The organism is Microbacterium sp. zg-Y1090, assembly GCF_030246945.1.
GTDB classification, from domain to species: domain Bacteria; phylum Actinomycetota; class Actinomycetes; order Actinomycetales; family Microbacteriaceae; genus Microbacterium; species Microbacterium wangruii.
In genome coordinates this window covers 1,798,062-1,823,168 of record NZ_CP126742.1, presented here as the reverse complement: position 1 = coordinate 1,823,168, position 25,107 = coordinate 1,798,062, and the positions used below count along the sequence as shown (strand labels likewise).

At 69.1% G+C, this 25,107-nt stretch carries 26 protein-coding genes and 1 pseudogene; 20 read left to right on the top strand and 7 right to left on the bottom strand.

Annotation, left to right across the window (positions count from 1 at the left end):
- Positions 1-603: 603 nt before the first annotated feature.
- The 4 genes from QNO26_RS08630 to QNO26_RS08615 all read left to right on the top strand — a co-directional run bounded on the left by QNO26_RS08630 (position 604) and on the right by QNO26_RS08615 (position 3,281).
- Entirely contained in the window at positions 604-990 is a 387-nt protein-coding gene (locus QNO26_RS08630) for a hypothetical protein (protein WP_257638449.1), read from the top strand.
- A 232-nt stretch (positions 991-1,222) separates the two neighbouring features.
- Complete coding sequence (locus tag QNO26_RS08625; RefSeq protein WP_257638448.1) at positions 1,223-1,486, top strand: hypothetical protein; 264 nt, start codon at positions 1,223-1,225, stop codon at positions 1,484-1,486.
- A 53-nt stretch (positions 1,487-1,539) separates the two neighbouring features.
- Positions 1,540-2,193, top strand: a complete 654-nt coding sequence (locus tag QNO26_RS08620; protein WP_257638447.1) for a hypothetical protein — start codon at positions 1,540-1,542, stop codon at positions 2,191-2,193.
- Positions 2,194-2,387: 194 nt separating this feature from the next.
- A complete protein-coding gene (locus tag QNO26_RS08615; RefSeq protein ID WP_257638446.1) occupies positions 2,388-3,281 on the top strand; it encodes a hypothetical protein in 894 nt (297 codons plus the stop codon).
- On the opposite strand, the gene QNO26_RS08610 is transcribed toward QNO26_RS08615, so the two are convergent.
- Positions 3,259-3,495, bottom strand: coding sequence for a hypothetical protein (locus tag QNO26_RS08610; protein ID WP_257638445.1), 237 nt, complete (start codon positions 3,493-3,495; stop codon positions 3,259-3,261). The genes QNO26_RS08615 and QNO26_RS08610 overlap by 23 nt on opposite strands.
- Before the next feature lie 585 nt (positions 3,496-4,080).
- Between QNO26_RS08610 and QNO26_RS08605 the strand changes: the two genes are divergently transcribed.
- On the top strand, positions 4,081-4,398 hold the full coding sequence (locus QNO26_RS08605) for a hypothetical protein (RefSeq protein ID WP_257638444.1): 318 nt from the start codon (positions 4,081-4,083) through the stop codon (positions 4,396-4,398).
- A 69-nt stretch (positions 4,399-4,467) separates the two neighbouring features.
- Here the strand turns inward: QNO26_RS08605 and QNO26_RS08600 are convergent, their stop codons facing one another.
- The 4 genes from QNO26_RS08600 to QNO26_RS08585 all read right to left on the bottom strand — a co-directional run bounded on the left by QNO26_RS08600 (position 4,468) and on the right by QNO26_RS08585 (position 10,094).
- Entirely contained in the window at positions 4,468-4,842 is a 375-nt protein-coding gene (locus QNO26_RS08600; RefSeq protein WP_257638443.1) for a hypothetical protein, read from the bottom strand.
- Positions 4,814-6,925: a hypothetical protein gene (locus QNO26_RS08595; protein WP_257638442.1), complete on the bottom strand. Its 2,112-nt coding sequence runs from the start codon at positions 6,923-6,925 to the stop codon at positions 4,814-4,816. The genes QNO26_RS08600 and QNO26_RS08595 overlap by 29 nt, the downstream gene beginning before the upstream one ends.
- Positions 6,922-8,232, bottom strand: coding sequence for a hypothetical protein (locus QNO26_RS08590; RefSeq protein WP_257638441.1), 1,311 nt, complete (start codon positions 8,230-8,232; stop codon positions 6,922-6,924). Before QNO26_RS08590 ends, QNO26_RS08595 begins: the two co-directional genes overlap by 4 nt.
- A gap of 380 nt (positions 8,233-8,612) precedes the next feature.
- Complete coding sequence (locus QNO26_RS08585; RefSeq protein WP_257638440.1) at positions 8,613-10,094, bottom strand: tyrosine-type recombinase/integrase; 1,482 nt, start codon at positions 10,092-10,094, stop codon at positions 8,613-8,615.
- On the opposite strand from QNO26_RS08585, the gene QNO26_RS08580 reads away from it, so the two are divergent.
- Genes QNO26_RS08580 through QNO26_RS08565 form a run of 4 tightly spaced genes read left to right on the top strand, consistent with a single transcriptional unit; the run spans position 10,093 to position 13,431 of the window.
- A complete protein-coding gene (locus QNO26_RS08580) occupies positions 10,093-10,653 on the top strand; it encodes a magnesium chelatase subunit ChlI family protein (RefSeq protein WP_257638439.1) in 561 nt (186 codons plus the stop codon). The genes QNO26_RS08585 and QNO26_RS08580 overlap by 2 nt on opposite strands.
- Positions 10,650-11,843: a DNA-processing protein DprA gene (gene dprA, locus QNO26_RS08575; protein ID WP_257530491.1), complete on the top strand. Its 1,194-nt coding sequence runs from the start codon at positions 10,650-10,652 to the stop codon at positions 11,841-11,843. Before QNO26_RS08580 ends, dprA begins: the two co-directional genes overlap by 4 nt.
- 48 nt (positions 11,844-11,891) lie before the next feature.
- Positions 11,892-12,794: a tyrosine-type recombinase/integrase gene (locus QNO26_RS08570; RefSeq protein ID WP_257638438.1), complete on the top strand. Its 903-nt coding sequence runs from the start codon at positions 11,892-11,894 to the stop codon at positions 12,792-12,794.
- Between the two features lie 49 nt (positions 12,795-12,843).
- Positions 12,844-13,431, top strand: coding sequence for a DUF3060 domain-containing protein (locus tag QNO26_RS08565; protein ID WP_257530495.1), 588 nt, complete (start codon positions 12,844-12,846; stop codon positions 13,429-13,431).
- A gap of 107 nt (positions 13,432-13,538) precedes the next feature.
- Here QNO26_RS08565 and QNO26_RS08560 read toward each other — a convergent pair.
- Positions 13,539-13,745 (bottom strand): annotated as a pseudogene (locus tag QNO26_RS08560) (peptidoglycan DD-metalloendopeptidase family protein); the annotation flags it as partial.
- A 554-nt stretch (positions 13,746-14,299) separates the two neighbouring features.
- Between QNO26_RS08560 and rpsB the strand changes: the two are divergent.
- From rpsB to QNO26_RS08515, 9 genes are all read left to right on the top strand, one after another.
- Positions 14,300-15,229, top strand: a complete 930-nt coding sequence (gene rpsB, locus QNO26_RS08555; protein ID WP_257638437.1) for a 30S ribosomal protein S2 — start codon at positions 14,300-14,302, stop codon at positions 15,227-15,229.
- An 83-nt stretch (positions 15,230-15,312) separates the two neighbouring features.
- The gene (gene tsf / locus QNO26_RS08550; RefSeq protein WP_257530527.1) at positions 15,313-16,140 is read left to right on the top strand and encodes a translation elongation factor Ts; all 828 of its coding nucleotides are present in this window, start codon (positions 15,313-15,315) and stop codon (positions 16,138-16,140) included.
- Positions 16,141-16,221: 81 nt separating this feature from the next.
- On the top strand, positions 16,222-16,941 hold the full coding sequence (pyrH, locus tag QNO26_RS08545) for a UMP kinase (RefSeq protein ID WP_257530529.1): 720 nt from the start codon (positions 16,222-16,224) through the stop codon (positions 16,939-16,941).
- Positions 16,942-17,021: 80 nt separating this feature from the next.
- Entirely contained in the window at positions 17,022-17,576 is a 555-nt protein-coding gene (gene frr, locus QNO26_RS08540; RefSeq protein ID WP_257531697.1) for a ribosome recycling factor, read from the top strand.
- Between the two features lie 6 nt (positions 17,577-17,582).
- Positions 17,583-18,608, top strand: coding sequence for a phosphatidate cytidylyltransferase (locus QNO26_RS08535; RefSeq protein ID WP_257530531.1), 1,026 nt, complete (start codon positions 17,583-17,585; stop codon positions 18,606-18,608).
- Positions 18,605-19,258, top strand: coding sequence for a DivIVA domain-containing protein (locus QNO26_RS08530; protein WP_257638433.1), 654 nt, complete (start codon positions 18,605-18,607; stop codon positions 19,256-19,258). Before QNO26_RS08535 ends, QNO26_RS08530 begins: the two co-directional genes overlap by 4 nt.
- A gap of 59 nt (positions 19,259-19,317) precedes the next feature.
- Positions 19,318-20,028 (top strand): aggregation-promoting factor C-terminal-like domain-containing protein, encoded by a 711-nt coding sequence (locus QNO26_RS08525; RefSeq protein WP_257530535.1) that lies wholly within the window; start codon positions 19,318-19,320, stop codon positions 20,026-20,028.
- 11 nt (positions 20,029-20,039) lie between these two features.
- On the top strand, positions 20,040-20,324 hold the full coding sequence (locus QNO26_RS08520) for an Rv1322 family protein (protein ID WP_257531699.1): 285 nt from the start codon (positions 20,040-20,042) through the stop codon (positions 20,322-20,324).
- Position 20,325: 1 nt separating this feature from the next.
- Complete coding sequence (locus QNO26_RS08515; RefSeq protein ID WP_257530537.1) at positions 20,326-21,045, top strand: alpha/beta hydrolase; 720 nt, start codon at positions 20,326-20,328, stop codon at positions 21,043-21,045.
- A 10-nt stretch (positions 21,046-21,055) separates the two neighbouring features.
- Here QNO26_RS08515 and QNO26_RS08510 read toward each other — a convergent pair whose 3' ends face one another.
- Entirely contained in the window at positions 21,056-22,129 is a 1,074-nt protein-coding gene (locus QNO26_RS08510) for an AI-2E family transporter (RefSeq protein ID WP_257530538.1), read from the bottom strand.
- A gap of 159 nt (positions 22,130-22,288) precedes the next feature.
- Here QNO26_RS08510 and QNO26_RS08505 point away from each other — a divergent pair, with 159 nt between their 5' ends.
- Complete coding sequence (locus QNO26_RS08505) at positions 22,289-24,118, top strand: DUF8094 domain-containing protein (RefSeq protein ID WP_257638432.1); 1,830 nt, start codon at positions 22,289-22,291, stop codon at positions 24,116-24,118.
- Positions 24,115-25,056, top strand: a complete 942-nt coding sequence (locus QNO26_RS08500; RefSeq protein WP_257530542.1) for a tetratricopeptide repeat protein — start codon at positions 24,115-24,117, stop codon at positions 25,054-25,056. Before QNO26_RS08505 ends, QNO26_RS08500 begins: the two co-directional genes overlap by 4 nt.
- The last annotated feature ends 51 nt before the right edge of the window (positions 25,057-25,107 follow it).

Genomic DNA, 25,107 nt, shown 5'->3' with positions numbered 1-25,107 from the left:
CGTATGGCATAATTTGGATGGCCATACGAAACATTCACGCCTCGAGATGCGCACCGCGCTACTCGGCCTGCACGTGTGCTGCTGCGTATCGTCTCCCGGGCCGACAGTCGATACGCAGCCCCGTGTACGCGTTGGCCCTGATTGTTGAGAACTCGTGACCATCGAATCGATTCCTACTTGGTGGCGGGATGCTGGATCCCGGCCGCCCGAAGCGTGGCTAGACGCTTTCGTCGCCCTTACGGGGGACGAGGCCGTCGATGAATGGGGTTTAGCGGCCGCCGTGTACGTCGCGCGCGTCCGGCGACGTACCGGACGAGGGCCGACGTTCAGTGAACTGTTCCGCGCGGTCGTCCCTGAGGATGCTGGTGCGCTTCCGCGTTGGCCCGAGGGGATGAATAACGCCGCGCGGTCTAGGGCCCGCCAGCACTTTCGCCTCACTGTGGCCATCCAGTGGAAGCGTCGAGGGTGGCTGGACTGGAGTCCGGGCGTGGAACGCAGCTTGCGGACAGGACCTCTGTTCCGGGAGCGCTCGCGCGAACGGCAAGCGCGGCGGACAGCATGAGGGGCAGGGCCCTAGTTTCCGGGCTCCGGCATAGTGGGAACGTGGACCTCTCACCGATCACCGCCCGGATGCCGTCGCACGGCCGCATCGGGATCGGGCCCGGCTGGCACGGGCTGCTGCTCGCCCTCGACAAGGAGCTCGCAGCGCTCGCCCCGGGCTACGTGATCTGGCAGGTCAAGCAGGACGGCGGCGGTATGGACGTCGTCGCAAAGCTCACCGAGGACCTCGACGAGGGGTCCCTGGCGGCGTTCAGGACCGCGATCCTCCGTGCCCGCGCCGACTCACTGCACGCCTGCGAGGAGTGCGGCGCGCCGGCGCGGACCGTGCTTGACGGCGCCTGGTGCACGACACTGTGCCGGGAGCATGCGGCGGAGGCTCGCGCGGCGACGCAGCTAGTTGCGCTTCCCCGGCAGATTGTGAACGGGTGACGTAGTCGGAGACCTCGGGCCAACGGTTGGCCGACCGGTACCGACCGGGCTCGCATCGTTTGGCCCGAGGGCGCGCTGGCGCACAGCCCCCGATGTGTGTGCAGGTCGCGGGCCCCTGTTCGCGTCGCCGGGGGCGGTGCGCGGCCTCGAAGGCCAGTGGGTCGTCCCGCCTCCTCGTCCCTACTCACCTGGGCGGACAACGCCCATTCAGCGACGAAGTAGGTTCATGAACATGAGCGACACCACCAACACGAAACCGCCCACGACGAGCGGTCTGAGCATTGCAGCGCTCGTGACCGGCCTCATTGCGCTGCTGCTGGCAGTCGGCACGACCCCCGCCCCGACGTTCCTCGTCCTCTCCGCTGGCATCGTCGCCATCGCCCTCGGGCTCACGTCCGCACGGTCCGCGGGGGAGACAGGCATCTGGCTGTCCCGGCTTGGGGTGCTCACCGGAGTGCTCACCCTCGTCGTGCTCGGCATCATGTCCACCTGGTAGCCGACCCAGTACAGACCGCGATCACCACCCGCCGACACGAACCGAGGCCTCCCTTGCCCACACTCGCAGCCCGCCGCGCCACTCCGGTGGCCGCAGCGTTCCTCATCGTCGCCGCCCTCAGCATCGCCGGATGCTCGCCGAAGAGCTCACCGGAACCCATGCAGCCTCCCGTCTACACTGCGGAGCCCACACCCACACCCACACCCACCGCGGCACCCAGCGCGGAGCTGGTTGCCGGGGATGTCGTGCCGGCGGACGTGGCGGAGAAGATCAACGCCGGCCCCGCGATGTTCGAAGACCGGGCCTACCCCATGCCTGACGGGGCTTTCGTGTTCGTCGCCGGTGACGCTCCCGCCCCGCCCGAGGTGCTGGAAGCGGCAGGGCGGACCATCTTCGCTGCCACCGGCAACCTCATCTCCGGGGCGAACAGTACGGACAGCTACATCGCCGGTTACGTGGCACTGACGGAATCCGTCGCCGCCCAGTCGCAGGCGACGGGCAAGACCATCGTGTACGTCGGGCTGATGGCCATGAACACGCCACCGGCTCCCGACTGGCCCCCAATGTGGGGTATCGACATCGCCGGGCCCATCGGGGTGTACTCCTCAAAGGAGGAAGCGGTCGCCGCTGCCCAGGCCTGGGCCGGTGAGGATCCCGCCCGCCGCGCAGTCGTCATCGTCGACAACTACACCGGCACCCTCGGCTGAACGACGACAAGCTGATCGCGGCGACCGGCGCCGCCGCGGCCGCGCTCCCGGCCCTCCTCGACCGGGGCACCGGCCTCGCGCGACGCCTGCTGAGGGTCGGTGCTGCCTGAGCCCCGCGCGTATTAGAGTTGGCAGATATTCCGCGGACTCTGATACGGAGAGGTAATGGGTGCCGCCCGAGCTAAGGGGAGATAGTGGACGCTGGACGAATCATTAGGCTCCTGCGCGCCCTCGGTGCGAACGTGGAGATCGCCGGCCCCGGCATCCGCGTGAACGACAAGGACGCGCGGGTCATCCAGAGTCGACGCTCCCCGTCACCTGCCGAGCTGCACGCGGCACTACGAGGAGCGGAGCACGTCGTGGTGTGCTCCCACCGGGCATCCCCATCCGCCGTAGATTTCGCCCTGGCGCACCCGGAGCTCACCCTCATCCTGGACGACGCTCTCATCCACGAGGGGACCCTGCACCCGCTCGGCGGCAACGCCCACGAGCCGGAGAGCACCGGCCGCGGACCCAAGCCCTACGCGCGGCTCGCGGTGACCCGCGCTCTCCTGCGCCATTTCCGGGACCGCCCCGATCAGAAGACCCTCGCCTCCCTCGCCGGCGCCACTCAGGGCTCCGTCTCCGCCGCCCTCCGCAAGCTCCCCGCCGAACCGGACCCAGGAGCCCTGTTCGACGAGTTCCTCGCCACCTACCCCGGCCCGGGCGGCCAGACCTACTACTGGTGGTCGGACCAACAGCTCGTAGACCAGGCGCGCACGCTCCAGGAGGTGGGCGCCCTCCTCTCCGGCGACTACGCCGCAGACGCCATCAGCGCGTGGCGGGTGCCCGAGAAGGTCATCGGCTACTCAACCGAGCCCATCGACCTGGCCCGCCACGGGTTCGCCCTGGCGACGGCGGACGACTACACCGCCGCAGTCGTCGTACCCGCAGACAAGACCATCTGGGCAACGGCTGCAGCCTGGGGCGCCGGCGTCGCCGACCCCCTCATCGCCGCCTACGACATCGCGCGCACCGCGACCACCGGCGACGACGATGAGGCTATCGCGCGGCTGCGCGAGTACGTCACGACCCGCGCTCGTGGCTGAAGCGCACCTGGTCGCCGCCTCCGGCGTCGGCGCCGCTCTCGAGCGCGGCCGCCAGCGCGTATAGGTCGGACACGGCGACGGCCAGGAGGTCCGGGATGTGTGCCAGCTCGGGCGGCAGGGCCCCACGCGGTCCCAGTGCGGCGTCGAGCGCTTCGAGCGTCGATGCGGCCGTAACGGCAAGGTCGTACGCGCTGGCGGACTCGCTGCGAGGCATGGACCCACGATAGCGACGGCCCCCCGACAATCCCGCAACGCGCCGTTGCACAAATGGGCGGCACGTGCCCTGGGACCTCGCGCATAGGGCACGGGAGCTGCCCCTCCGTCACCGCAGGGTATCTGGCAGAGAGCACTCCATCCTCCACGACGTCCTTGAGATGCCGGAGAAGGAGTTGCGCGACCTAACCGCGCTGCTGGAACGAACCTCGCTCAGTTCCATCGTCTCTATGGCGAAGACCGTCGCAGACCGCCTCGACTTCATCCGCGGCCTCGAGCACCTCGTATTCGAAAAGCAGACGAAGAAGGTCGTTCGCGAGCGAAGTCAACTGCACAAGATCCTCGCCGAGGAGACTTGGATCCTCCGTGAGGAGTACGCGCTCACCGTGAACGACCAGAGCCTCACGGAGGCGCTGCGGGACCACCTGGGCGCCCTTCGACCGGGAAGACATCACTGTGGCCGACACCGGTGCAGAGGTCTTGGATGCCGAGGGGAAGAGGGTCGTGGTCGACCTCATCCTGAGTTCAGTTGTGCCGCAGAGCGCCAGCCGGCGGGAACATCTCGTCATCGAGCTGAAGACCCATCGTGCACATCAACGACGACGGGTTGCTGCAGGCCAACAAGTGTGCCGTGGCCGTCGGACGCGACCCGGGTTTCGAGGCCGTGGACGTCTCGTGGGAGATCTGGATCATCGGCGACATCATCATGCTCGAAGCGAAGAACCAGCTGGACGAAGACGGCTACCTGGGCATCCACGCTGAAGTCCGGGAACATGCCGATTCGTGCGGTCACCTGGGCGCAGATCATCGAAAACGCCAAACACAGGATGAAGTTCGTACAGCACGGGCTGGAGATCGAACCATCGAAGGACGACGGGATCGCGTACCTGCGCGTGTCCCATGAGACCCGCCTGCCCGAGGAAGTTCGGTAGCCGCGCGACGACGACGGGAGGCGGGTACGAGTCTCGGCTTGCTAGCGCGACGGGAACTTGATGATATTTCCTGAAGTGCCCACCGCTTCGCGCAAGGCTTCGTTCTCAACCGACAGTCGATGAATGTGCGCAATGGCAAGTTCAAGGCGCTTCCGGAGCCGTGCATTCTCAGCGCGAAGCGCCGGTTCCTCACTTGCTTTTTGGACTGTCTTCGGCGGGGTGGTGGCGCGCGTCTCCCGGCGCGCGTCAGCCACTTGTTGCGCGATCTCCGGAAAATAGCGCCAGAAGGTCGAGTTCGCCAGGCCGAGCTTCTCAGCGAGTCGTTTTGCGCTTGGAATGACGGCGTCCTCGAACTGCAGCTTCGACAGCTCGCGGCGAACATCTTCGTCAGTCGGCAAGTTCACGCGCCGGGTCATGTCCAGCTCCGTTCTGTGAGTTTGCGAGGAGCCGTTGAACTTGGTCGCGACGAGCCTGCAGTGAGACCAGCAGCGCGGGAGGCAGCACGCTGGGGGCTGAGAGGGCCACATCGAGTTCCGTGAGCTCCTCAAGCCAGGCCGAGATGTTCGCGCTGTCGAGCGCGACGTTCTTGCAAGCGAGCGGCTTGCAGGCATTGAGGTCTGGACCGGTCGTCGGCTGTCTGCCAGCTCGACAGAGGGCCTTGTCCGGGTTGTACACGCACGTGACGTACTTCCCTGGATAGATCTCAGCGCCCTTCGCGGATGCGAGTCGGATCAGTCGCCGTCGATCTGTCGTCACCTGCCCAGCGAAGCCCGGATCCTGCGCGAGCGCGGCCAGGCGCGAGGCTGCGTCGGCTCGCGCCGGACCGAACAGATCGAGGTGTTCGTGTTGGTCGATGAGGGCCTGAAGCGTCTCGCCTCTCAAGATCGCCTCTTCGGCCTCGACCTCGGCACGGAACCCTGAGTCGCTTGTGCCGGCGTAGCCCTCGAACATCTGGATGCTGTGGTGGCGGTACTGTATGGCGCCCGCGATGGACCCTCCGGGGCGACGCGCGATGTACCACGCGAGAGTCCTTCGGAACTGACGGGTGCTGAGCTTCCACGGTCGGCCATCGACATCGGGGATTCGATCCGCACGGTTATGAGTTGTGCAGTATGCGTTCACCCATTGGATGAATCTGTTGAGCTGCCGATTCGTTCCGGCCGTCGTCATTGCGACGTTCCCACCGCGCCCCGCCGAGCCTGCGCCCGGTCCTGACTTGATGGGCCCGAACAGCCATTCATTGCGACCTCGGGCGCGGTTGTCGTGGACGCGTTCCAGCACTGCCAACGCCGTCGCCACTGGGGGCGCGACCACCCAGGTTGCGGGCACGCCCTCCGCCTCCAGCTCGCCCTTGAAAGCGGTGCTACGGACGAACCAACGGTAGGGTTCCCCGTTCGCATCAAGTCTCGCTTCGCAGGCGCCTCGGCGGAGGTGCTTCACCTCGCTGTCCCGCATGCCGGAAAGGAACGCGACGACGATGTAGCACGCGGCCTGCAGTACCTGCGTTAGCGAGGCGATGGAGTCATCCCGACTGGGATCGAGCGAAACACCCTCAGTCCAGGCTGCCCCGTCGAGTTTGCCCCTCACGCTGACGCCGAGGTACGCGAAGTCGGAGACGCCGACAGCATCGACGGCGTTGTGAATAGCTTCATCATGGAGGTCCAGCGCACGACGAGTGCAGTCGACAGATCGAGCGATGGCCGCGTAGTTGACGTGCCCGTTGAATCCCGGAAGTGGTCGGCCAGCGTCCACTCGGTCCTGGAGGTAGGCCGCGATTTTGCTGGCAGTCACTCCCTGGGGGGTGTAGCTGCGCCGTCTTATAACGCGTAGGTCTTCCCATCGGTCGCTAGCTTGCAGGATGTCATCTGCGAAGTCGTCGACGAACCTCAGTGCCCATACGAGAAGCCGACTATGCACGAGTTCGGGAATGCGAGGCGTCGAGTTCTCACCCGAGCCAGACGATGAGTGCGCCTCGCCCCAACCGCGCACTCGTATCGGGTCGCTCGTCAAGCCGTCACTGCCGAGGCACTGTCGATAGCGCCACAGATAGCGCACCGCGGCGCGAAGCGCGTGCCGTCGTCCGTAGCTTCCGGGGTACTTGAGAAGCAGGTGGAGTTGGTACCTCTCGAGGTTTGAGCCCGTGACGGTCGACATCGGCCGACCTCCGTTCTCGAGGTCGAGCCAACGGTAGAAGGTGATCAAGCTGTAGTGGGTCGCGATGATCGTTGGGATGCTTGCGCGGTCTTCGCCCGGGGGAAGAACGCCCGACAGCATGGTGAACATGAGCCATCGGTGCATCCCTCGGAACTGTTCTGGAACCCGGTTGAAGCGAAGTGTCAGCCCGCGAGCCTGCTTCTGGACCGATGCGGGAGCGAGCTGCCACTCAGCATCCGCGTAGCGGGCTGTGTCGCGCAGTTCATAGCCGTCACGCAGGGGGCGTTCCCGGAGCACGAAGCTCTGCTCAGCCCCCAGCGCGCGCCGCTTCTGTGGGCCGGTCATCCTCGCTCCCACCTCGGCTCAACGAGGTCCAAGTAGCTGTCGCCGGGTTTCGCTTGGTCAGCGTGTGCGAGCTCCGCCTCAGTGAACTTTGGGAGGACTTCGTATCGGATGGTCGCCCATGTGGCGCCGTACCGGCTCCACCAGTCCGCTTCGGAGACTTCGCGCCTCCTGCGCTCAAGTGCGTCTAGGAGCGACAGCAGACGTGGCAGATGCTCGCCTGTCACGACGCAGTTGGCACATTGGAAGCACGACAGAAAGGACTTAGTGCAGCGCCGCCCCGTGAGCGGGTGGTGTTCGTGGTCGACGCACGCGGCCCAGGCCGTGTCCACGGTTTCATCCGGCTGGGTCGCCGCCACTCGGGTGGGATTTACCTTCAGTTGAGTACGACCTTGCATCGCAAGCGCGTCCCGGTGGTTCTTCCGAGCGGTGGCGAGGAGATCATTCATCGCCTCAGACATGACGTCGCCTGACCAGTCGATGGTCGACGCGTCCCCGGCAAGATAGTTGCGGAACAGAACCTCCATGCCATTGCTAAGAGGCGAGGACGGCATGTGACCACCCATCTGACGAGTTCGCCGCACATCCACGCTGGTCTTCAACCGGTTGAAGTCAAGCTGCAACAGAGTGTCAGCGCCGTCCAGGGAACCATCGGAACGAATGTTCGCTCGCTCGACCCAACGACTCGAGTGTGGGCCTCCACGGAGTGAGCGCGCGAACGGGTTTCGACATCGGGGCCCCTTACCCGTTGCGTGCCATAGTGCCCAGAAGGCGGGCTCCGCCATCTGGGCTCGCGCCGCGCTCATGAGGCGGTGGAGGAGCAGGTATGTACCCCCGGGCGTGAGTAGCTCCTTGCCGGGTGGTCCGATCTCCCACGTCTCGGTGTGATGCCAGTTTCCGCTCCCACGTCGACGCTTCTGGAGGTCGACCTCGACTGCCAAACCCTCGATGACTCTGTGACTACTCGGGAGCTCTTTGATCGACTCGACGTTCCAGCCTGTGTTGGCAATCAACAGAACGAGCATCGGTGTCAGATCGCGCTGGGTCAGGAACACTAGCTCCGCTTCGGCGCGCCGCGTCGGCAGCATGTCCGAAGGCGGCGGCGTGGCGTCGCCAGCTTGTTCGAGGCGGTGAACCATCCTCGCGACGTCTTCTCGAGCCGCCGTAACGATGCGCGATAGCTCGCCGTCGGAGTAGCCGCTCCGTGGGCTATAGCGACCTCGCACGCGCGGCCGCATGGCGGCCACCGCCTCGCCATCCAAGACAGACCGGAGCGGCTCGTTGTCGAAACACAGAGCCAGCGATCTCATCTCCAGTCTCGCTTGAGTCTCGCCGACTCGGTCAGCCTGAACACGTAGTAACGACTCCACATGGTGGCGGCGCAAGTCCTGAGGCGTCCGGGGGTGTGCAAGGAGTGCGCTCATCGCGGCCAGGGCCCGTCCAAGCGCTCCCCAGAAGCCTTGTACTGACGCCAACGTCCTGAGTTGGCCGGTCGGTCCAACTCGCGCAGTCACGCAAGGCAGTAAGGCCTCATGCCATCCAGGTAATGCGAGCGTGGAGACGTCGAGGTCCGCCGTGCGGCCGTCCTCCCCGCGGAAGTGGATGACCGTTCCTGAAGTCTTGGGAGGTGGTTCGTAATAGGAGCTCGGCATACGCGAGGGAACGCCTAGGCGTGTGTCTCCTCGGGGGCTCACGGGCGGTCACCGCCTATTTCCATCGATCCGTAGTCATCCAGATGGGTGACCAGAGCTCTCGCATCGTCCCAGTTTTCGTCGACGAGGGTCATCCTTGTCTCCATCTCGAGGCGCTCGAGGGTGTGGAGGTAGATCTCCGTCGACGTTTGGCTTTTGTGTCCCAGCCGCGCCTGGACCCAGCGGATCGGCTCGCCCCAGATCATCCGGTAATGCAACCTCTGGGTCGAGGTGAACCTCGCCAGGTCATCGAGATGTCCTCGGTACATGAGCTCCAAGGTGTTCACGGCGTATGTGTGTCGAAGGAGGTGAGGGTGAGCCGATAACCCCACCCCGGCAGCTCGACATCGGGCATCCGCCTTGCTGAAGAGGTCCTGCCAGGTCTTGCGGGACAGCGGGTCACCCCCTTCGCCCAGCCAAAGAGACGCCGGCTCCCACCCAGCATCGCCCTTCACCAGCACGCGAGCGCGGTCCTCTGGGCCGAGCTGCGATAGCTTTCGGCGACCCGCTGGTGAGCCGGCAGGGGCCTCGATGAGGATTCTCGACCGATCTTGCGGGTCGTAGCGCCCCGCAGCCCGGCCGCGCGCAAGTGCCGCACTTCGATCCACGTCAATGTAGTGGTGAAGGTCGCGAAGGATCGCGGAAGGCACGTAAACGTATCGCGCCGAGGCGCCCTTCGCGATGGACTTGGGTAGCCAGAACCGGTGGTAGCCGACCAAAGTCATCAGCGCCGGAAGCTCCTGGACCAAGAGGGAGCTCTGCTCTGTAAGCCGGAGGCCCGTCCGAACCATCAGGTCGGCGAACAGCGCGTTGCGATCCGACCAGCGCCCCCTGAACTTCTCTGACGCGAGCCCGGAGGTCTCGTATCCTCGTAGGCCGATGTCCCTCCAGCGGCGATAGGACCGTGAGGGAAGCCAACCGACTCGCCCACGTCGAGCTCCGTGCGCGTAGGTCGCAGGCTGCGTGTGCTCAGAGTGCCGCCGCGAGCTCGAACGCCGCTGACGTTGTGGCACAGGTGAGGCGACACAGTTGCCCTCAGCGACCTGCCATCTGTAGAAGCGGTCGATAGCGGCAACCTCCCGATTCCACGTCGAGTCGCTAATGAGCGGGCCCAGCGCGTTCTCACGTCGCCATGCCATATATGCGGCATGGTCATCCACCGTCGCCTCGGTCCAGGGTCGCCGCCCGCGTCCTCGTTCGAGGAAGTCGAGGAAGCTCCGAAGATCCCGCGCGTAGCCCTGTCGCGTCGACAGTGCGGCCGGCAACATCTCGGTCGAATGGAAAAACTTGTTTAGCGCCACGTCGTAATGCAGCTCCGGCGACAGCAGGAACGGCGTGCCGCGCGGGATCCCGACATCGCGTCGCCAACCCTCCCAGTCGGCGAATAGAGGTAAGCCGACCGCGTCGAGGCTGGCGTAGTGATCCGACGCGTAGTGAAGCGTCCAGACATCTAGCCCGCTCTCGACATCTTCCTGACTCATGAGTGCAAGGTACGGAACATTCGATCTTGTGGATAGTGGGCAGCGACTAAACCACGGATACAACCTCGCGACGAACCCGTGCCCCTGCGGCTCCTACGGGGTGCCCGGGGGCGACTGCGTCTGCCCGCCGGCCGGCATCCGCCGTTACCTCGGTCGGCTGTCCGGACCGATCCGCGACCGCATCGACATCGAGCTGTCGGTGAGGCGCGTCTCCGTCGCGCACACGCAGGCCGCAGGGCAGCGCGGCATCACGACCGCAGAGGCGCGCGCACGGGTCGCGGCGGCCCGCCACCTCGCGGCCGGTCGACTGCGCGCCACGCCCTGGCGCACCAATGCGGAGGTCTCGGGGGCGTGGCTGCGGCAGGGTCCGTGCGCGCCGCCGCCGCTGGTGCGCCGTCCGCTGGACGCGGCCCTGCACCGCGGCGCGCTCACGCTGCGCGGGTACGACCGTGTGCTGCGTGTGGCGTGGACGCACGCTGACCTGGCCGGGCGCGACCGCCTCGAGATCGACGACATCGGCCGGGCGCTGTATCTGAAGAAAGGGGCGACCCCACTGTGAACTCCACCCTCCCTCTCTCCGCGAACGCCGCTCGTGCGGCGCTGCTCGGACTCGTGCCGGGCGAGCTCGACGACGGCGTCGTCGTCGAGCGCTATGCGCGCGCCGTCTGGTCGGCGCTGTGCGAGCCGGGCGACGGCGACGCCGGGCTGCTGGTCGGCGAGGTGGGTGCGGCCGCCGCGCTGGGGTCCGTCGTCACCGGAGACGCCCGGGGCATCGCGGCGGCCGCAGGGATCGATCCCGCCCGCGCGCAGGATGCGCTCGACCGCTGGCGACCGCGACTCGCACCCGGCCCGCTGAGGGCCGCCTTCGACACCGCGCGCCGCGTGACGGCCCGTCTCGTCGTGCCCGGCGACGCGCGGTGGCCGGCCCGAATGGACGACCTCGGCCCCCACGCGCCGCTGGCGCTGTGGGTGCGGGGCGCACTCCCCGAGCAGCGGGGCCTGGCCGTGGCGATCGTCGGCGCGCGCGCCGCGACCTCGTACGGCGAGCACGTCGCGATGGAGCTGGCGGCGGATCTCGCCGGGGACGGGGTGCGCATCGTCTCCGGCGCCGCCTACGGCATCGACGGCGCCGCGCACCGCGCCGCCCTCGCCGCTGGTGGGCACACGGACGCCTTCCTCGCCGGGGGAGTGGACCGCCCTTATCCGTCCGGCCACGAAGATCTGCTGCGCCGCGTCGCCCGATCGGGTGCGGTGATCAGTGAACTGCCCTGCGGCGCGGCACCGACGAAGTGGAGGTTCTTGGCGCGCAACCGTCTCATCGCCGCGCTGTCGGATGCGGTGGTCGTCGTCGAAGCGGGCCACCGCAGCGGATCGCTCAACACGGCCGGGCACGCGGCGTCGCTCGGTCGGGGGCTCGGCGCGGTTCCCGGCCCGGTGACGAGTCCCTCCTCGGCCGGGTGCCACCGCCTGCTGCGCGAGTACGACGCCCGCTGCATCACGGATGCGGACGATGTGCGCGAGCTGCTCGGCATGCACGACGACCGGCTGCCGGGGGCGGAGGAGTGGATCGACGAGGCCACCGCCCTGCGCGATGCGCTGAGCACCCGTGCCTGGCGGCCGGTGGACGACATCGCGCGCAGGTGCGGCCAGAGCACCACGCAGGTCGAACGGGGCCTCGGCCTGCTGCTCCTGCACGGGCGGGCGCAGCACGGACCTGCCGGGTGGCGGCTCGTGGTGACGCGGCGGTGATCGGAGGGTCGGCGGCGCAACGATCGATGCGGACGGCATCCTGGACACATGCGCATCTCCGAGGCGGTCGAGGTCTACACGCGGCACCTCGTCGATGTGCGCCGCCTGTCGCAGGCCACCGTGCGGGCATATCGTTCCGACCTGGCGGACATGACCGCCTCCGTCGGCGATCTCCCGCTGACCGAGGTGGACCTCGAGGCCCTGCGGGAATGGCTGTGGGCGGCGACCCGCCGGGGCGACGCACGTGCCACCCTCGCCCGGCGCACGGCCGCCGCTCGCGGCTTGTTCGGATGGGCGGTCGAGTACGGCCACCTGCCGACCGACCCCAGTCTGCGCCTGGTCGCTCCGAAGCGGGGACGCACACTGCCGCGCGTCGCCGCGGCCGACGGTCTCGCCGACGTGCTCGACGGCGTGCACGCCCGTGCTGCCGCCGGAGACCCCCGGGATCTGCGCGATGCGGCGGTGCTGGAGCTGCTGTACGGAGCCGGACTGCGGGTGTCGGAGCTGTGCGGCATCGACGTCGGCGACCTCGACCGTTCCGCCGCCACCGTTCGGGTGCTGGGCAAAGGCTCGAAAGAGCGGGTGGTGCCCTACGGCGCCCCCGCTGCGCGCGCTCTCGATGCCTACCTGGTGCGGGGGCGGCCCGCGCTCGCGGCTCGCGGCGAATCCCCGCCCCCGGCGGTGTTCCTCGGCCTCCGCGGGGCGCGCATCGGGCCGCGGGCGGTGTACGACGTCGTCGCGCGGGAGATCGCGCCCCTGGTGGGCGCGGAGACCGTGGGGCCTCATGCCCTGCGCCACTCGGCGGCGACCCACCTGCTGGACGGGGGAGCGGACCTGCGCGCGGTGCAGGAGATGCTCGGCCACGCGAGCCTCGGGACGACGCAGATCTACACCCACGTCTCGAGCGAACGTCTCACCGCGGCCTATCGTCTGGCGCACCCCCGAGCCTGACGCGACGGGTCGTGTGGCGACGTCTCACCGCGCCGCCTACCGTTGAGCCATGTCCCGTCACCGTCTGACAGCCTCCGTCGTCCTCGCCGCCGCCGCGATGGCGATCACCTTCAGCGGGTGCTCGCCGGTGCCGGCCGACGGCGCGCGCCCTGCCGTGACGGTTCGCCCGACCTCCCCGGCGGACTCATCGCCCGCGGCCCCCGTCCCGGCGACGCCGTCCGCGATCCCGTCGCCCTCGTCGACCACCCTTCCCGGCCACGACTGCGGCGGATCGGCCGTGACGGTCTCGGCGGGCGGCGACCGCGTGCTGACCGGGTCGTGCCCGCAGGTGACGGTGGAGGGCACCGATGTCGAGCTGGACCTCACCACCGCCACCGTGGGGGAGCTGCTCATCGCCGGCGACCGGCACGAGGTGGACGCGGGTGACGTCGGTTCGGTCACGATCGCCGGACAGGACAACGACGTGGAGGCCACCGCCGTCGACGACCTCGCGGTGCGCGGGGACCGCAACACGGTCGACGTGCGCGACGCGATCGGCTCCGTGGTGATCGCGGGCAACGACAACGAGGTCGAGGCCGGCGAGCTGGATGCCGTCGCCGACGAGGGCGACCGCAACCGCATCGAGCGGGACGACTGACAGCAGGGCAGCAGCACCGCCCGCGGCACGTCGCCGAACAGCAGCATCGGATTGACGTACTCGCCATCGCGCCGCACTCCGATGTGCACCTCGCCCCGCCGGGTGTGCCCGCCGGTTGTGATCGTGCCCAGCACCTCGCCGCGCACGACCGACTGGCCGGCGGCGACGACCGGTGCCACCGGCTCCAGCGTCGTCACGAAACCGGAGCCGTGGTCGACGGTCAGCAGGGTGCGGCCGGCGACCGGCCCGGCGAAGGCGATGACACCATCGGCGGGGGAGACCACCGCCGTGCCGACCGCGCCCGCCAGATCCATGCCGCGGTGACCCGGTCCGTAGCGGTGAGGGGGCGCGCGGAACGGGTCGGTCACGCCCGCGCCGGGGAGCGGCCAGAGCCACGGCACGTCGCCGGGGAGCTCGCGTTCGAGGGGGGAGTCGATCGCCGGCGATGCCGTCGCTTCGAGCGCCCGGGCGCCGCCCGGTGCGGGCACACCCGACCCGACCAGCAGGGCGAGCAGGATCACGGCGTGCGCTGCCCACGCGCGTCTGGTCCGGTTCATTCCGCCATGGTGCACGCCGCGTCCCGCACGCGGTCCGGCACACCGGCGGTCCGTGGACAACGCGCGCAGGCTTCCGCACCGGGGAGAAGGCGGTGACTGATAGCATGGAGGTCGCACTCCGCTTCGGCGGGGTGACTCCGCGTGCCCACAGCACTGCACCCGCTCCGGCGGGCGCGACGCGGCATCCACACCCCAGGTCCTCCCGCATCAGCGGGTGGCGGGTGTGCGCCGGGCACCAGGCTCGCCGGTCATTCGACCAGGCGTGGACAACCGAAACAACGGCGCACTGCGCCGAGAACAGGAGAACGGCCATGGCCGTCGTCACCATTCGCCAGCTGCTCGACAGCGGCGTGCACTTCGGACACCAGACCCGCCGGTGGAACCCGAAGGTCAAGCGCTTCATCCTCACCGAGCGCAGCGGCATCCACATCATCGACCTGCAGCAGTCGCTCGGGTACATCGACAAGGCCTACGAATTCGTGAAGGAGACCGTCGCGCACGGCGGCACCATCCTCTTCGTCGGCACCAAGAAGCAGGCGCAGGAAGTCATCGCCGAGCAGGCGACCCGCGTCGGCCAGCCCTACGTGAACCAGCGCTGGCTCGGTGGTCTGCTGACCAACTTCAGCACCATCTCCAAGCGCCTCGCCCGCATGAAGGAACTCGAGGAGCTCGACTACGAGACCCCGGCCAACAGCGGCTTCACCAAGAAGGAGCTGCTGCTCAAGAAGCGCGAGCTGGACAAGCTCCACAAGTCGCTGGGCGGTATCCGCAACCTGCAGAAGACCCCCTCGGCGATCTGGGTCGTCGACGCCAAGCGCGAGCACCTCGCCATCGACGAGGCCCGCAAGCTCGGCATCCCCGTCATCGGCATCCTCGACACCAACGCCGACCCGGACGAGTTCCAGTACCCGATCCCCGGCAACGACGACGCGATCCGCGCCGTGGGTCTGCTGACCCGCGTGATCGCCGACGCCGCCGCTGAGGGCCTCATCCAGCGTCACCAGCCCGCCGGTGAGGCTGCCGACGCCGAGCCGCTGGCCGACTGGGAGCGCGAGCTGCTCGAGACCCCCGTCGTCACCGACGTCGCCGAGGTCGAGACCATCGCCACCGAGTCCGACGCGGACAAGGCCGGCGCTGAGGCTCACGACGCGATCGCCGCCGAGGCTCCGGCCGAGGAGGCTCCTGCTGCCGAGGGGGCCCCGGTCGCCGAGGCCGACGCCGCCGACAAGGCCGCCGAGTAACTCCGCACGGTTTCCGCCGCGGCGGGCGCGTGCGCCCGCCGCGGCACCACCGACAAAGCCACCGAACCTAGGAGCCACCACCCATGGCAAACTTCACCATCGCCGACATCAAGGCGCTGCGCGACCAGCTCGGCACGGGCATGGTCGACACCAAGAAGGCGCTCGAGGAGGCCGACGGCAACCTCGAGAAGGCCGTCGAGATCCTGCGACTCAAGGGCGCGAAGGGCAACGCGAAGCGTGCCGACCGCTCCACCAGCGAAGGCCTCGTCGTCGCCCGTGAGCGTGACGGCAAGGTCACGCTGCTCGAGCTGAACACCGAGACCGACTTCGTCGCCAAGAACGACCGCTTCATCGCGCTGGCCGACAAGGTGGCCGACGCGGCCGCCGCCGTCGACGCCGACTCCGTCGAGGCCGCCCTCGCCGCCGACGCCGGCGGTCAGACCGTCGCGCAGCTCATCGACGACGAGGCCGCCATCATCGGCGAGAAGGTCGAACTGCGCCGCGTGCGCACGCTGACCGGCGACAACTTCGAGGTCTACCTGCACAAGACCAGCAAGGACCTGCCCCCGCAGATCGGCGTGGTCGTCGCCTACTCCGGTGACGACGCCGAGACCGCTCGCAGCATCGCGCAGCACATCTCGTTCGCCAACCCCACCTACCTCTCCCGCGAGGACGTCCCCGCGGCCGACGTGGACAAGGAGCGCGAGATCGTCACGGAGATCTCCCGCAACGAGGGCAAGCCCGAGGCAGCACTTCCGAAGATCGTCGAGGGACGCGTGAACGCGTTCTTCAAGCAGGTCGCCCTGCTCGACCAGGACTACGCGAAGGACAACAAGATGTCCGTCGCCCAGGTCGCCAAGGACGCCGGCATCATGATCACCGACTTCGCCCGCTTCAAGGTCGGCGCGTAAGTCGCGAGAAAGGCCCGCATCGCTTCGGTGCGGGCCTTTCCCATGCCCGACGCTAGGTTGTAGAAGACGAGAGGACCACACGTGATCGATGAGGCCACGGGACGCCGCCGCGTTCTGCTGAAACTGTCCGGAGAAGCATTCGGAGCAGGCCAGCTGGGGGTCAACCCCGACGTCGTCAGCCAGATGGCGCGCGAGATCGCCGCCGCTGTGGACCGCGTGGAGATCTCCATCGTCGTCGGAGGGGGCAACTTCTTCCGGGGCGCGGAGCTGAGCCAGCGCGGCATGGACCGCGGGCGAGCGGACTACATGGGGATGCTCGGCACGGTGATGAACGCCCTGGCGCTGCAGGACTTCCTCGAGCAGGCGGGCGCCGCCACCCGCGTGCAGTCGGCCATCTCGATGACGCAGGTCGCCGAGCCCTACATCCCGCGCCGCGCCGAGCGCCACATGGAGAAGGGCCGGGTCGTCATCTTCGGCGCCGGCGCGGGGCTGCCGTACTTCTCCACCGACACCGTCGCTGCCCAGCGTGCGCTCGAGATCGGCGCGAGCGAGGTGCTCGTCGCCAAGAACGGCGTCGACGGCGTCTACACCGCCGACCCGCGTCTGGACGCGTCCGCGACGCGCCTGGACCGCCTGACCTACGCCGACGCGCTGCAGCGCGGGCTGAAGGTCGTCGACTCGACCGCGTTCAGCCTCTGCATGGACAACCGCATGGACATGCGGGTGTTCGGCATGGAGCCGGCGGGGAATGTGACGCGGGCGCTGCTGGGCGAGCCCATCGGCACCCTCGTGACCGCCTGACGCCCACGCGGCGTAGCGCCCCTGGGTGAGGACCACCCTCAACTAGACTTGAACGACCTGCCCCGACGAATGGAGTGACCGTGATCGCCGATGTGCTGGCCGATGCCGGAGCACGCATGGACCGCGCTGTGGAGGCCGCGAAGGATGACTTCGCCACCGTCCGCACCGGACGCGCCAACCCTCAGCTGTTCCAGAAGATCCTGGTGGACTACTACGGCACGCCGACCCCGCTCGCGCAGCTGGCCTCGCTGAACAACGCCGAGGCCCGCACGCTGGTCATCTCGCCGTACGACAAGTCCGCGCTGAAGGCCATCGAGCAGGCCATCCGCGACACCCCGAACCTCGGCGTCAACCCGTCCAACGACGGCAGCATCGTGCGGGTCACGATGCCGGAGCTGACCCAGGAGCGCCGCAAGGAGTACGTCAAGCTCGTGCGCACCAAGGGTGAGGACCACAAGGTCCACATCCGCGGCATCCGCCGCAAGGCCAAGGACGACCTGGACGCCCTCAAGAGCGATGTCGGCGAGGACGAGCTCGTCCGCGCCGAGAAGGACCTTGACGCGCTGACCCGGTCGCACGTCGACGCCATCGACGAGGCCCTCAAGCGCAAAGAGACCGAGCTGCTCGAGGTCTGACAGGCGATGACCGACCCCTCCGACGACGCGGAGCGCCCGCTCGATCCCCCCGTTCGGCGCTCGGACGGTCGGCGTACCCCCGGCGACCCCGGGGTCGAGTTCAGCACCCATCTGCGGGCCGCCCGCTCCGAGTTCGAGCATCAGGTGGAACGCGCCCGCGCGGACTTCGACCTGGCCAACGAGAAGATCAAGCAGCGCACCGGACGTGACCTGATCGTCGCGACCCTGATCGGACTGGCGCTCGGCGTCGTGGTCATCGGCTCGCTGATGTTCTTCAAGCAGCTGTTCCTGGTGTTCGCCATCCCTGTCGCGCTGCTGGGTGTGTTCGAGTTCTCCCGCGCCCTGCAGAGCGCCGGACGACGCGTCGACGTGGTGCCGCAGCTCATCGCCGCGCTCGCGCTCGTGCTGTCGGGCTACTTCCTGGACTACTTCACGCACTGGGCCGTCGCCTTCGCGGCGGTGGCCTTCGTGATCGTCTGGCGCCTGGTCGCGCAGATGGCGGCGAACGACGGCCGGACGTACGGCGATGTGCTCTCGGACACCCTCATCTCGGGATTCGTGCAGCTGTACGTCGCGTTCCTCGGCAGCCTGCTGCTCATCCTCCTGCGGCAGGACCAGGGGGAGTGGTGGGTGCTGGCGATGATCGGCACCGCGGTGGCCGCCGACACCGGCGCCTACGCATTCGGGCTCATGCTCGGCAAGCATCCCATGGCCCCGCGCATCAGCCCGAAGAAGACGTGGGAGGGCTTCGGCGGTGCCGTGCTGGCCGCGGTGGCCGCCGGCGTGCTGTTCGGCATCTTCCTGCTGCAGGTGCCCTGGTGGGCCGGCGTCGTCATCGGTCTCGCGGTGCTGGCCACGGCGACCCTCGGTGACCTCGGCGAGTCGATGATCAAGCGGGACCTCGGCATCAAGGACATGAGCTCATGGCTGCCGGGACACGGTGGGGTGCTCGATCGACTGGACTCCATCCTGCCCTCCACGGTGCCGGCCCTGGCTCTGTACTTCGTCTTCTTCCCCCTGGTGGCGGCATGACCCTCTCTCACGCGCACGAGACCGACGCGCCGTCGGCGGAGCCTCTGGGCGCCGACATCGACGCGGATGCCGCCGGCGACGAGGCCACCGAGAAGACGGCGCCCGCGGCGCCCTTCCCCCTCACCCGGGGGCGTGAGAAGGGCTATGACGTTCAGGCGGTCGACGCGTTCCTCGAGCAGGCGCGGGCGGCGTTCGAATCCGACCCCGCCGAAGCCACGCTCGGCAGCACCGAGGTGCGCCGCGCCGGGTTCCCGCTCGTGCGCCACGGGTACGTCATCGCCGCCGTGGACGCCGCCCTCGGCCGCATCGAGGACGCCTTCGCCGCTCGCGAGCGGGAGTACGCGCTGTCGCGGGCCGGCGCGCGGGCCTGGGTCGGCCGTTCGCGTGAGCTCGCACAGGAGGTGCTCGACCGTCTGGCCCGACCGCGCGGCCGCCGGTTCGATCGCGTCTCCGCGCTCCGCTACGGCTACCGGGTCGACGAGGTCGACATCGTCGCCGACCGGCTCGCGGCCTACCTCGCCGACGGCGCTCCCTTGACGACCGATCAGGTGCGCACCGTCGCCTTCCGCATGCAGCGTGGCGGCTACCGTGAAGCGCAGGTCGACGCGGTGCTCGACGCCGTCGTCGAAGTCATGCTCGCGATCGGCTGAGCGGCACCGACCAGCCGCGTATGCCGTCGGTCGGCCGAGCCGGTAGACTCTCGCACACTGTGACTTCCGGCAACGAGATCTCCGCCCCGGCCACTCGGCCGCCCGCACTGCGCGGCGCGGCACCGACCCGCCGTTCGATGCGCGAGGCCCAGCAGCCGCGCTGGTCGCGTCGCCGCGGGGTGCTGTCGGTCTTCGCCACCCTCGCCGTCGCCGGGTTCGCCGGCGCCTACATCGGCCCGCTCGGCGGGTCGCTCTCGCAGGCCGTGGCCGAGGACAAGGCGCCCGTGTCGCTGTACGCCGATTCGCTGAGCGACGCCCAGGCCCTCGCCGGAGACGCCGCGCAGGCCACGCCCGAGCCCGTCACCTTCGAGCGCAGCGGCTACAGCGTGTACGTCACGCCCAAGCCGACCCCGACGCCGGAGCCGGAGCCCGCTGCCGCCGAGTCCACGGGCTCGTCCGCGGCTGCTGCCGGCCCCGTCTTCTACACCGGCGGTGGCAGCGCCGCCGAGTGGATGTCCGCTGCCGGCATCGCTGAGGGCGACTGGGGCTACGTCGACTACATCGTGGGCCGTGAGAGTGGCTGGAACCCCAACGCCACCAACCGCTCCTCGGGTGCGTGCGGCCTCGTGCAGGCGTACCCGTGCAGCAAGGTGCCCGGAAACGGCTACGACCCCGTGGACAACCTCCGCTGGGGCAACGGCTACGCCACCGGTCGCTACGGAAGCTGGGCGGCGGCCTACGACTTCTGGCTCAGCAACCACTGGTGGTGACCTCCGCCGTCATGCCCCGTTCCCGACGCCGTCGACCCGAACGGCCACGCGACGATTCGCTGGACCGTCTCATCGCCGGCTGGAAGCGCACGGAGGTGCGTCGCGGCGCGGAGTGGACGGTGCAGCCCGTGGCCGCCTCGCAGGCCCAGAAGACGTACATCTGCCCCGGGTGCGGGCGCACGGTCGATCCAGGCGTGGCGCACGTCGTGGTCTGGCGCGCGGACGGCATCCTGGGCGAGGCGGCGGCGCTGGCCGACCGCCGTCATTGGCACAACGCCTGCTGGAGGATCGGCTGACGTGGAGATCCGTGGACCGGTGCAGCTTCCCGCGCATCGCGAAGAGATCGAGTTGCACACCCTCGACGGGCTGACGCTGGTCGGCGAGCTGGCAACGCCGCTCGAGCACGACCCGGTGGCGACGCTCGTCACCCTGCACCCGCTGCCCACCGCCGGCGGGTTCATGGACTCGCACATCCTGCGCAAGGCCGCCGGGCGGCTGCCGGCGCTGGCAGACCTGGCCGTGCTGCGCTTCAACACGCGCGGCACCACGTCGCCGCGCGGCACCAGCGAAGGCACCTTCGACGGCGGACAGGCCGAAGAGTTCGACGTGGCCGCGGCGATGGCGTTCGTGCATGAGCGGGGCCTGCCCCGGCCCTGGTTGCTGGGGTGGTCGTTCGGCACCGAGCTGGCGCTGAAGTACGGTCGCGATCACGACATCGAGGGTGTGATCCTGCTCTCGCCGCCCCTGCACCGCGCGACCGCAGACGAGGTCGCCGCCTGGGCGGGTGACGGACGCCGCGTCGTGATCGTCGTGCCCGAGCTCGACGACTACCTGCGCCCCGCCGAGGCGGCGGAGCGCTTCGCGTCGATCCCGCAGGCCGTCATGATCCCGGTGACCGGGGGACGCCACCTGTGGGTGGGGGAGAACCAGACCCGCCGGGTGCTGACCGAGATCGTCGCGGCGGTCAATCCCGACGCACTGCCTCTCCCCACGGTGTGGGACGGGCCGGCGGCCTGAGGGGCATCCGTCACCGCTCGTTCTGACGTGGGATGACGACCTGCCGGTAGATGATCAGGATGCTGGCGGCGACCGGGATCGCGATGAGCGCGCCCAGCAGGCCCAGCAGCGAGCCGCCGGCCAGGGCGGCGATCACCACGACGGCGCCGGGGATCGACACGGCCCGGTTCATGATGCGCGGCGAGAGCAGGTACGCCTCCAGCTGCATGTAGATGGCGTAGTAGATCAGTGCCGTCAGCGCGGTGCCGGGGGACCCGAGGCCGGGGATCAGGCACACCAGCACGATGATCGTGGAACCGGTCAGGGTTCCCACCAGGGGGATCAGCGAGAAGAAGAAGGCGACGACCGCCAGGACGGCCGGGAACGGCGCACCGATGATCGAGAGGAAGATCGCGCTGAGCACGCCGTTGATGACGCCGAGGCTGGCCTGCCCGATCACGTAGAAGCCCACCGAATCGGTGATCTGCTCGGAGAGGTCGATGAAGCGCTCCCGCTTGGATGCCGGAACGAGCTGGTACACGGCCGCTTTGAGCGACGGGGTGGAGGCGGTGAAGTAGATCGTGAGGATCAGCACGATGAACGCTCCGGTGAACCCGGCGATGAGCGCGCCGCCGATGGCGATGAGGCTCTCGCCGACGGTCGTGCCGATCGTGCCCAGGTCGAGGGTGTCGTACCAGTCCTGCACATACCCGAACACCTCGTCGACGTTCAGCAGAGGGAACACCTCGTGCATCCAGTCCTTGACGGTCGTCACCGGGTCGTCGAGGTCGCCCCGGTCGATCAGCCGCTGGATCTGCTTCACCAGCTGGGAGACCTGCCCCACGATGATCGGCACCACCATCAGGACGATGCCCGCGAACGCCGCCAGCACGGCGATGATCGTCGTCAGCACGGCGACCCAGCGACGGAAGCCGCGCCGGACGAGCCAGGAGATCACCGGCTCCAAGCCCAGCGACAGGAACAGCGCCGTTCCGACGTAGAGCAGGATCGTCTGCAGCGTCGAGACGCTGGAGATGATCAGGAGCCCCACGCCCACGCCCAGCGTCGCGATCAGCGCCGTGCGGAAAGGGTGCTGGATCTTCACGTGCGCCTCCTGTGGATACCGGTTCCGTCAGGATACGCACGCGCGGGTCTGCCGCGTGCGGACGCGCCCTCCCAACGCATATTCAGGTCGATGTCGCTAGGCTGAAATGTCGATGGTGCGCCCGGCCGTCCCGAGTTCGGGTGCAGAGAGGTGTTCTTCGTGCGATTCGTATGGGCCGTGGCAGCCTTCGTGCTGGCCGCCCTCATGATCGGCGCCGGCGTTGCCCAGCGGACGGTCTTCCAGGGCCCGACCTCGTACAGCGAGTCGATCGAGGTCACCCAGGATGTGCCCTACGTGCTGGTGGACGGTGCCGCGCTGGCGAGCCACCCCGGCGCGCAGACGCTGCGCGCCCAGGGCGATGGCCCCATCTTCGCCGCCTACGGCCGCACCGACGATCTCGCCGCCTGGCTGAGCCCGTGGCAGTACGCCCACGTCGAGGTGGACGATGAAGGCGCGATCACGACGACGATCGTGGAGCCCGAGGCAGCGGCCGAGGAACCCGCCGGAGACGACGCGGCGGCCGAGGACGCAGCCGGCGAGGATGCCGCGTCGCCCGCACCGCTGAACCCCGCCGGGTCCGACCTCTGGCTCGATGAGTTCGCCGATGAGGACCTGCTTATCGAGACCCTCCAGCTGCCCGAGGACATGAGCGTGCTCGTCGCCGCCGACGGCGCCACGCCCGCACCCGCGAAGCTGACGATGACCTGGCCCGTCGTGAACGCCACCCCCTGGGCGGGCCCGCTCGTCGTCGGCGGTGCCGTGCTGCTCGCTGTGGGCATCGTGCTGTACATCCTCGGCATCCGTCACGTCCGCCGCTCTCGCGGGCCGCGCCGGAAGGGCCTGCCGATGCCGGTCACCGAGCCCATCGACCTGGCGACCGCGGAGGAGGAGAAGGGCGTGATCGCCGCAAGCCCCTCGCGTCGCTCGCTCGGCACGCGCCGCCGCCGCTTCGCCGTCGTGCCCGCCATCGGCCTGAGCGTGCTGCTGGCAGGCTGCACGTCCGACGCCTGGCCACAGTTCAGTTCGTCGCCCACTCCGACTCCCACCGCCACGGTGATCGCGCCCGAGAGCCAGCAGGCCCCCGCCGTGACCGAAGCGCAGGCGGCGCAGATCCTCGCCCGCATCTCCGAGCAGGTCGCGGCGGCGGATGAAGCCCTCGACGCGAATGCCGCGGCGAAGCGGCTGACCGGACCCGCCCTGGCGGAGCGACGCACCAACTACACCCTCCGCGCGGCGATCGCGGAGCAGAAGCCGCTTCCGGCGATCCCCTCCGGGCCGGTGTCGATCCTCCTGCCGCAGGCCTACGACGGCTGGCCGCGCACCTTCATGGCGGTCGTCGGCGACGAGGAGGCCGGCAACACCATCATGTTCGTCACGCAGGACGACCCCTGGAGCGGCTACAAGCTGTCCTATGTCGGTGGGCTGGATGCCACCACCGAGCTGCCGCTCGCCCCGGCCTACGTCGGTGCAGCACAGGTGTCCCCGGACAACGCGTTCCTGGCCATCGCACCGGAGAAGCTCGCCGCAGCGTACGCCGACGTTCTCAACAAGGGCGACTCCAGCGAATACGCCGGCCTGTTCGACGAGGCCGCGGACCAGTTCCGCAGCGGCGTCGCCAACGACCGCGCCGCGCGCCTGGACGCGTTCAACCAGACCGGCGCCGAGACGGGCAGCCTGACCTTCGAGTCGGTTCCCGGCTCGCAGGCGCCCGTGTCGCTGGCGACGCTGGAGAACGGCGCGATCGTGGCGGTCACGGTCAACGAGAACGAGACGGTCAGGCCCACCACGGAAGAGGCGGTCATCAAGCTCGACGCCGACTCCCCGAACCCCACTGTCGCCACCCTGACCGGCGCGACCCAGTCGGCCACCGGGTTCACCACGACATTCGGTGACCAGCTGTTCTTCTACGTGCCTGCGAAGTCCTCCTCCGAGCGCATCCAGCTGCTCGGGTACTCCTCCCACATCCTCGACGCGAAGGTGATCCCGTGACCGACCCCACCACAAGCGCGGTGCTGCGCGGCGCCGTCGATCTGTCCTCGCTGCGCAACCGCCCGCAGCCTCCCGCCGGCGGTGCCGCAGCCTCGGGTGCGGCCGCTTCGGACGCCCCGACGGTGCCGTCGCTGGTCATGGATGTCACGGATGCGACGTTCGGCGCCGTTCTGGAGCTCTCCCGCACCGTGCCGGTCGTGGTGGATCTCTGGGCGGAGTGGTGCGGGCCCTGCAAGCAGCTCAGCCCCGTGCTCGAGAAGGTCGTGACCGAGCTCGGCGGCCGGCTGGTGCTGGCCAAGGTGGACGTCGACGCGAACCCGCAGCTGGCGCAGGGCTTCCGCGCCCAGTCCATCCCGATGGTCGTCGCCCTCGTCGCCGGCCAGCCGGTGCCGCTGTTCACGGGCGCCGTGCCCGAGGCGCAGGTGCGCGAGGTGTTCGCCCAGCTGCTGCAGCTGGCGGCGCAGAACGGCGTGACCGGCACGGTCGACGCCGGCGCGCCGGCCGCCGAGGAGGAGGAGCCGCAGATCCCGCCGCTTCACGCGGAAGCCTTCGACGCGATCGAGGCGGGGGACTATGCCCGCGCCGTCAGCGCCTATGAGCGGGCACTCGCGGAGGACCCCCACGACGAAGACGCCCGCGCGGGCCTCGGCCAGGTGCGTCTGCTCGCCCGCGTGCAGGGGCTGGACCTGCAGGCCGCCCGCGCCGCTGCCGCTGCCGCCCCGCGCGACGTCGCCGCCCAGTTCGCGGTGGCCGACCTCGACCTGGCCGGCGGCCATGTGGAAGACGCGTTCCTGCGTCTGCTGGAGCTGTTCCAGGCGCTCCCCACCGACGAGCGGGCACCCGTGCGTGAGCGTCTGCTGGAGCTGTTCGGCCTGGTCGGCGACGCCGACCCCCGCGTGCTGCAGGCGCGCCGCTCCCTGGCGAGCCTGATGTTCTGATCCGCCCCCGGCCGGACGCGACATCCGTCGCGCCGGCCGGGAGCGGCCGGG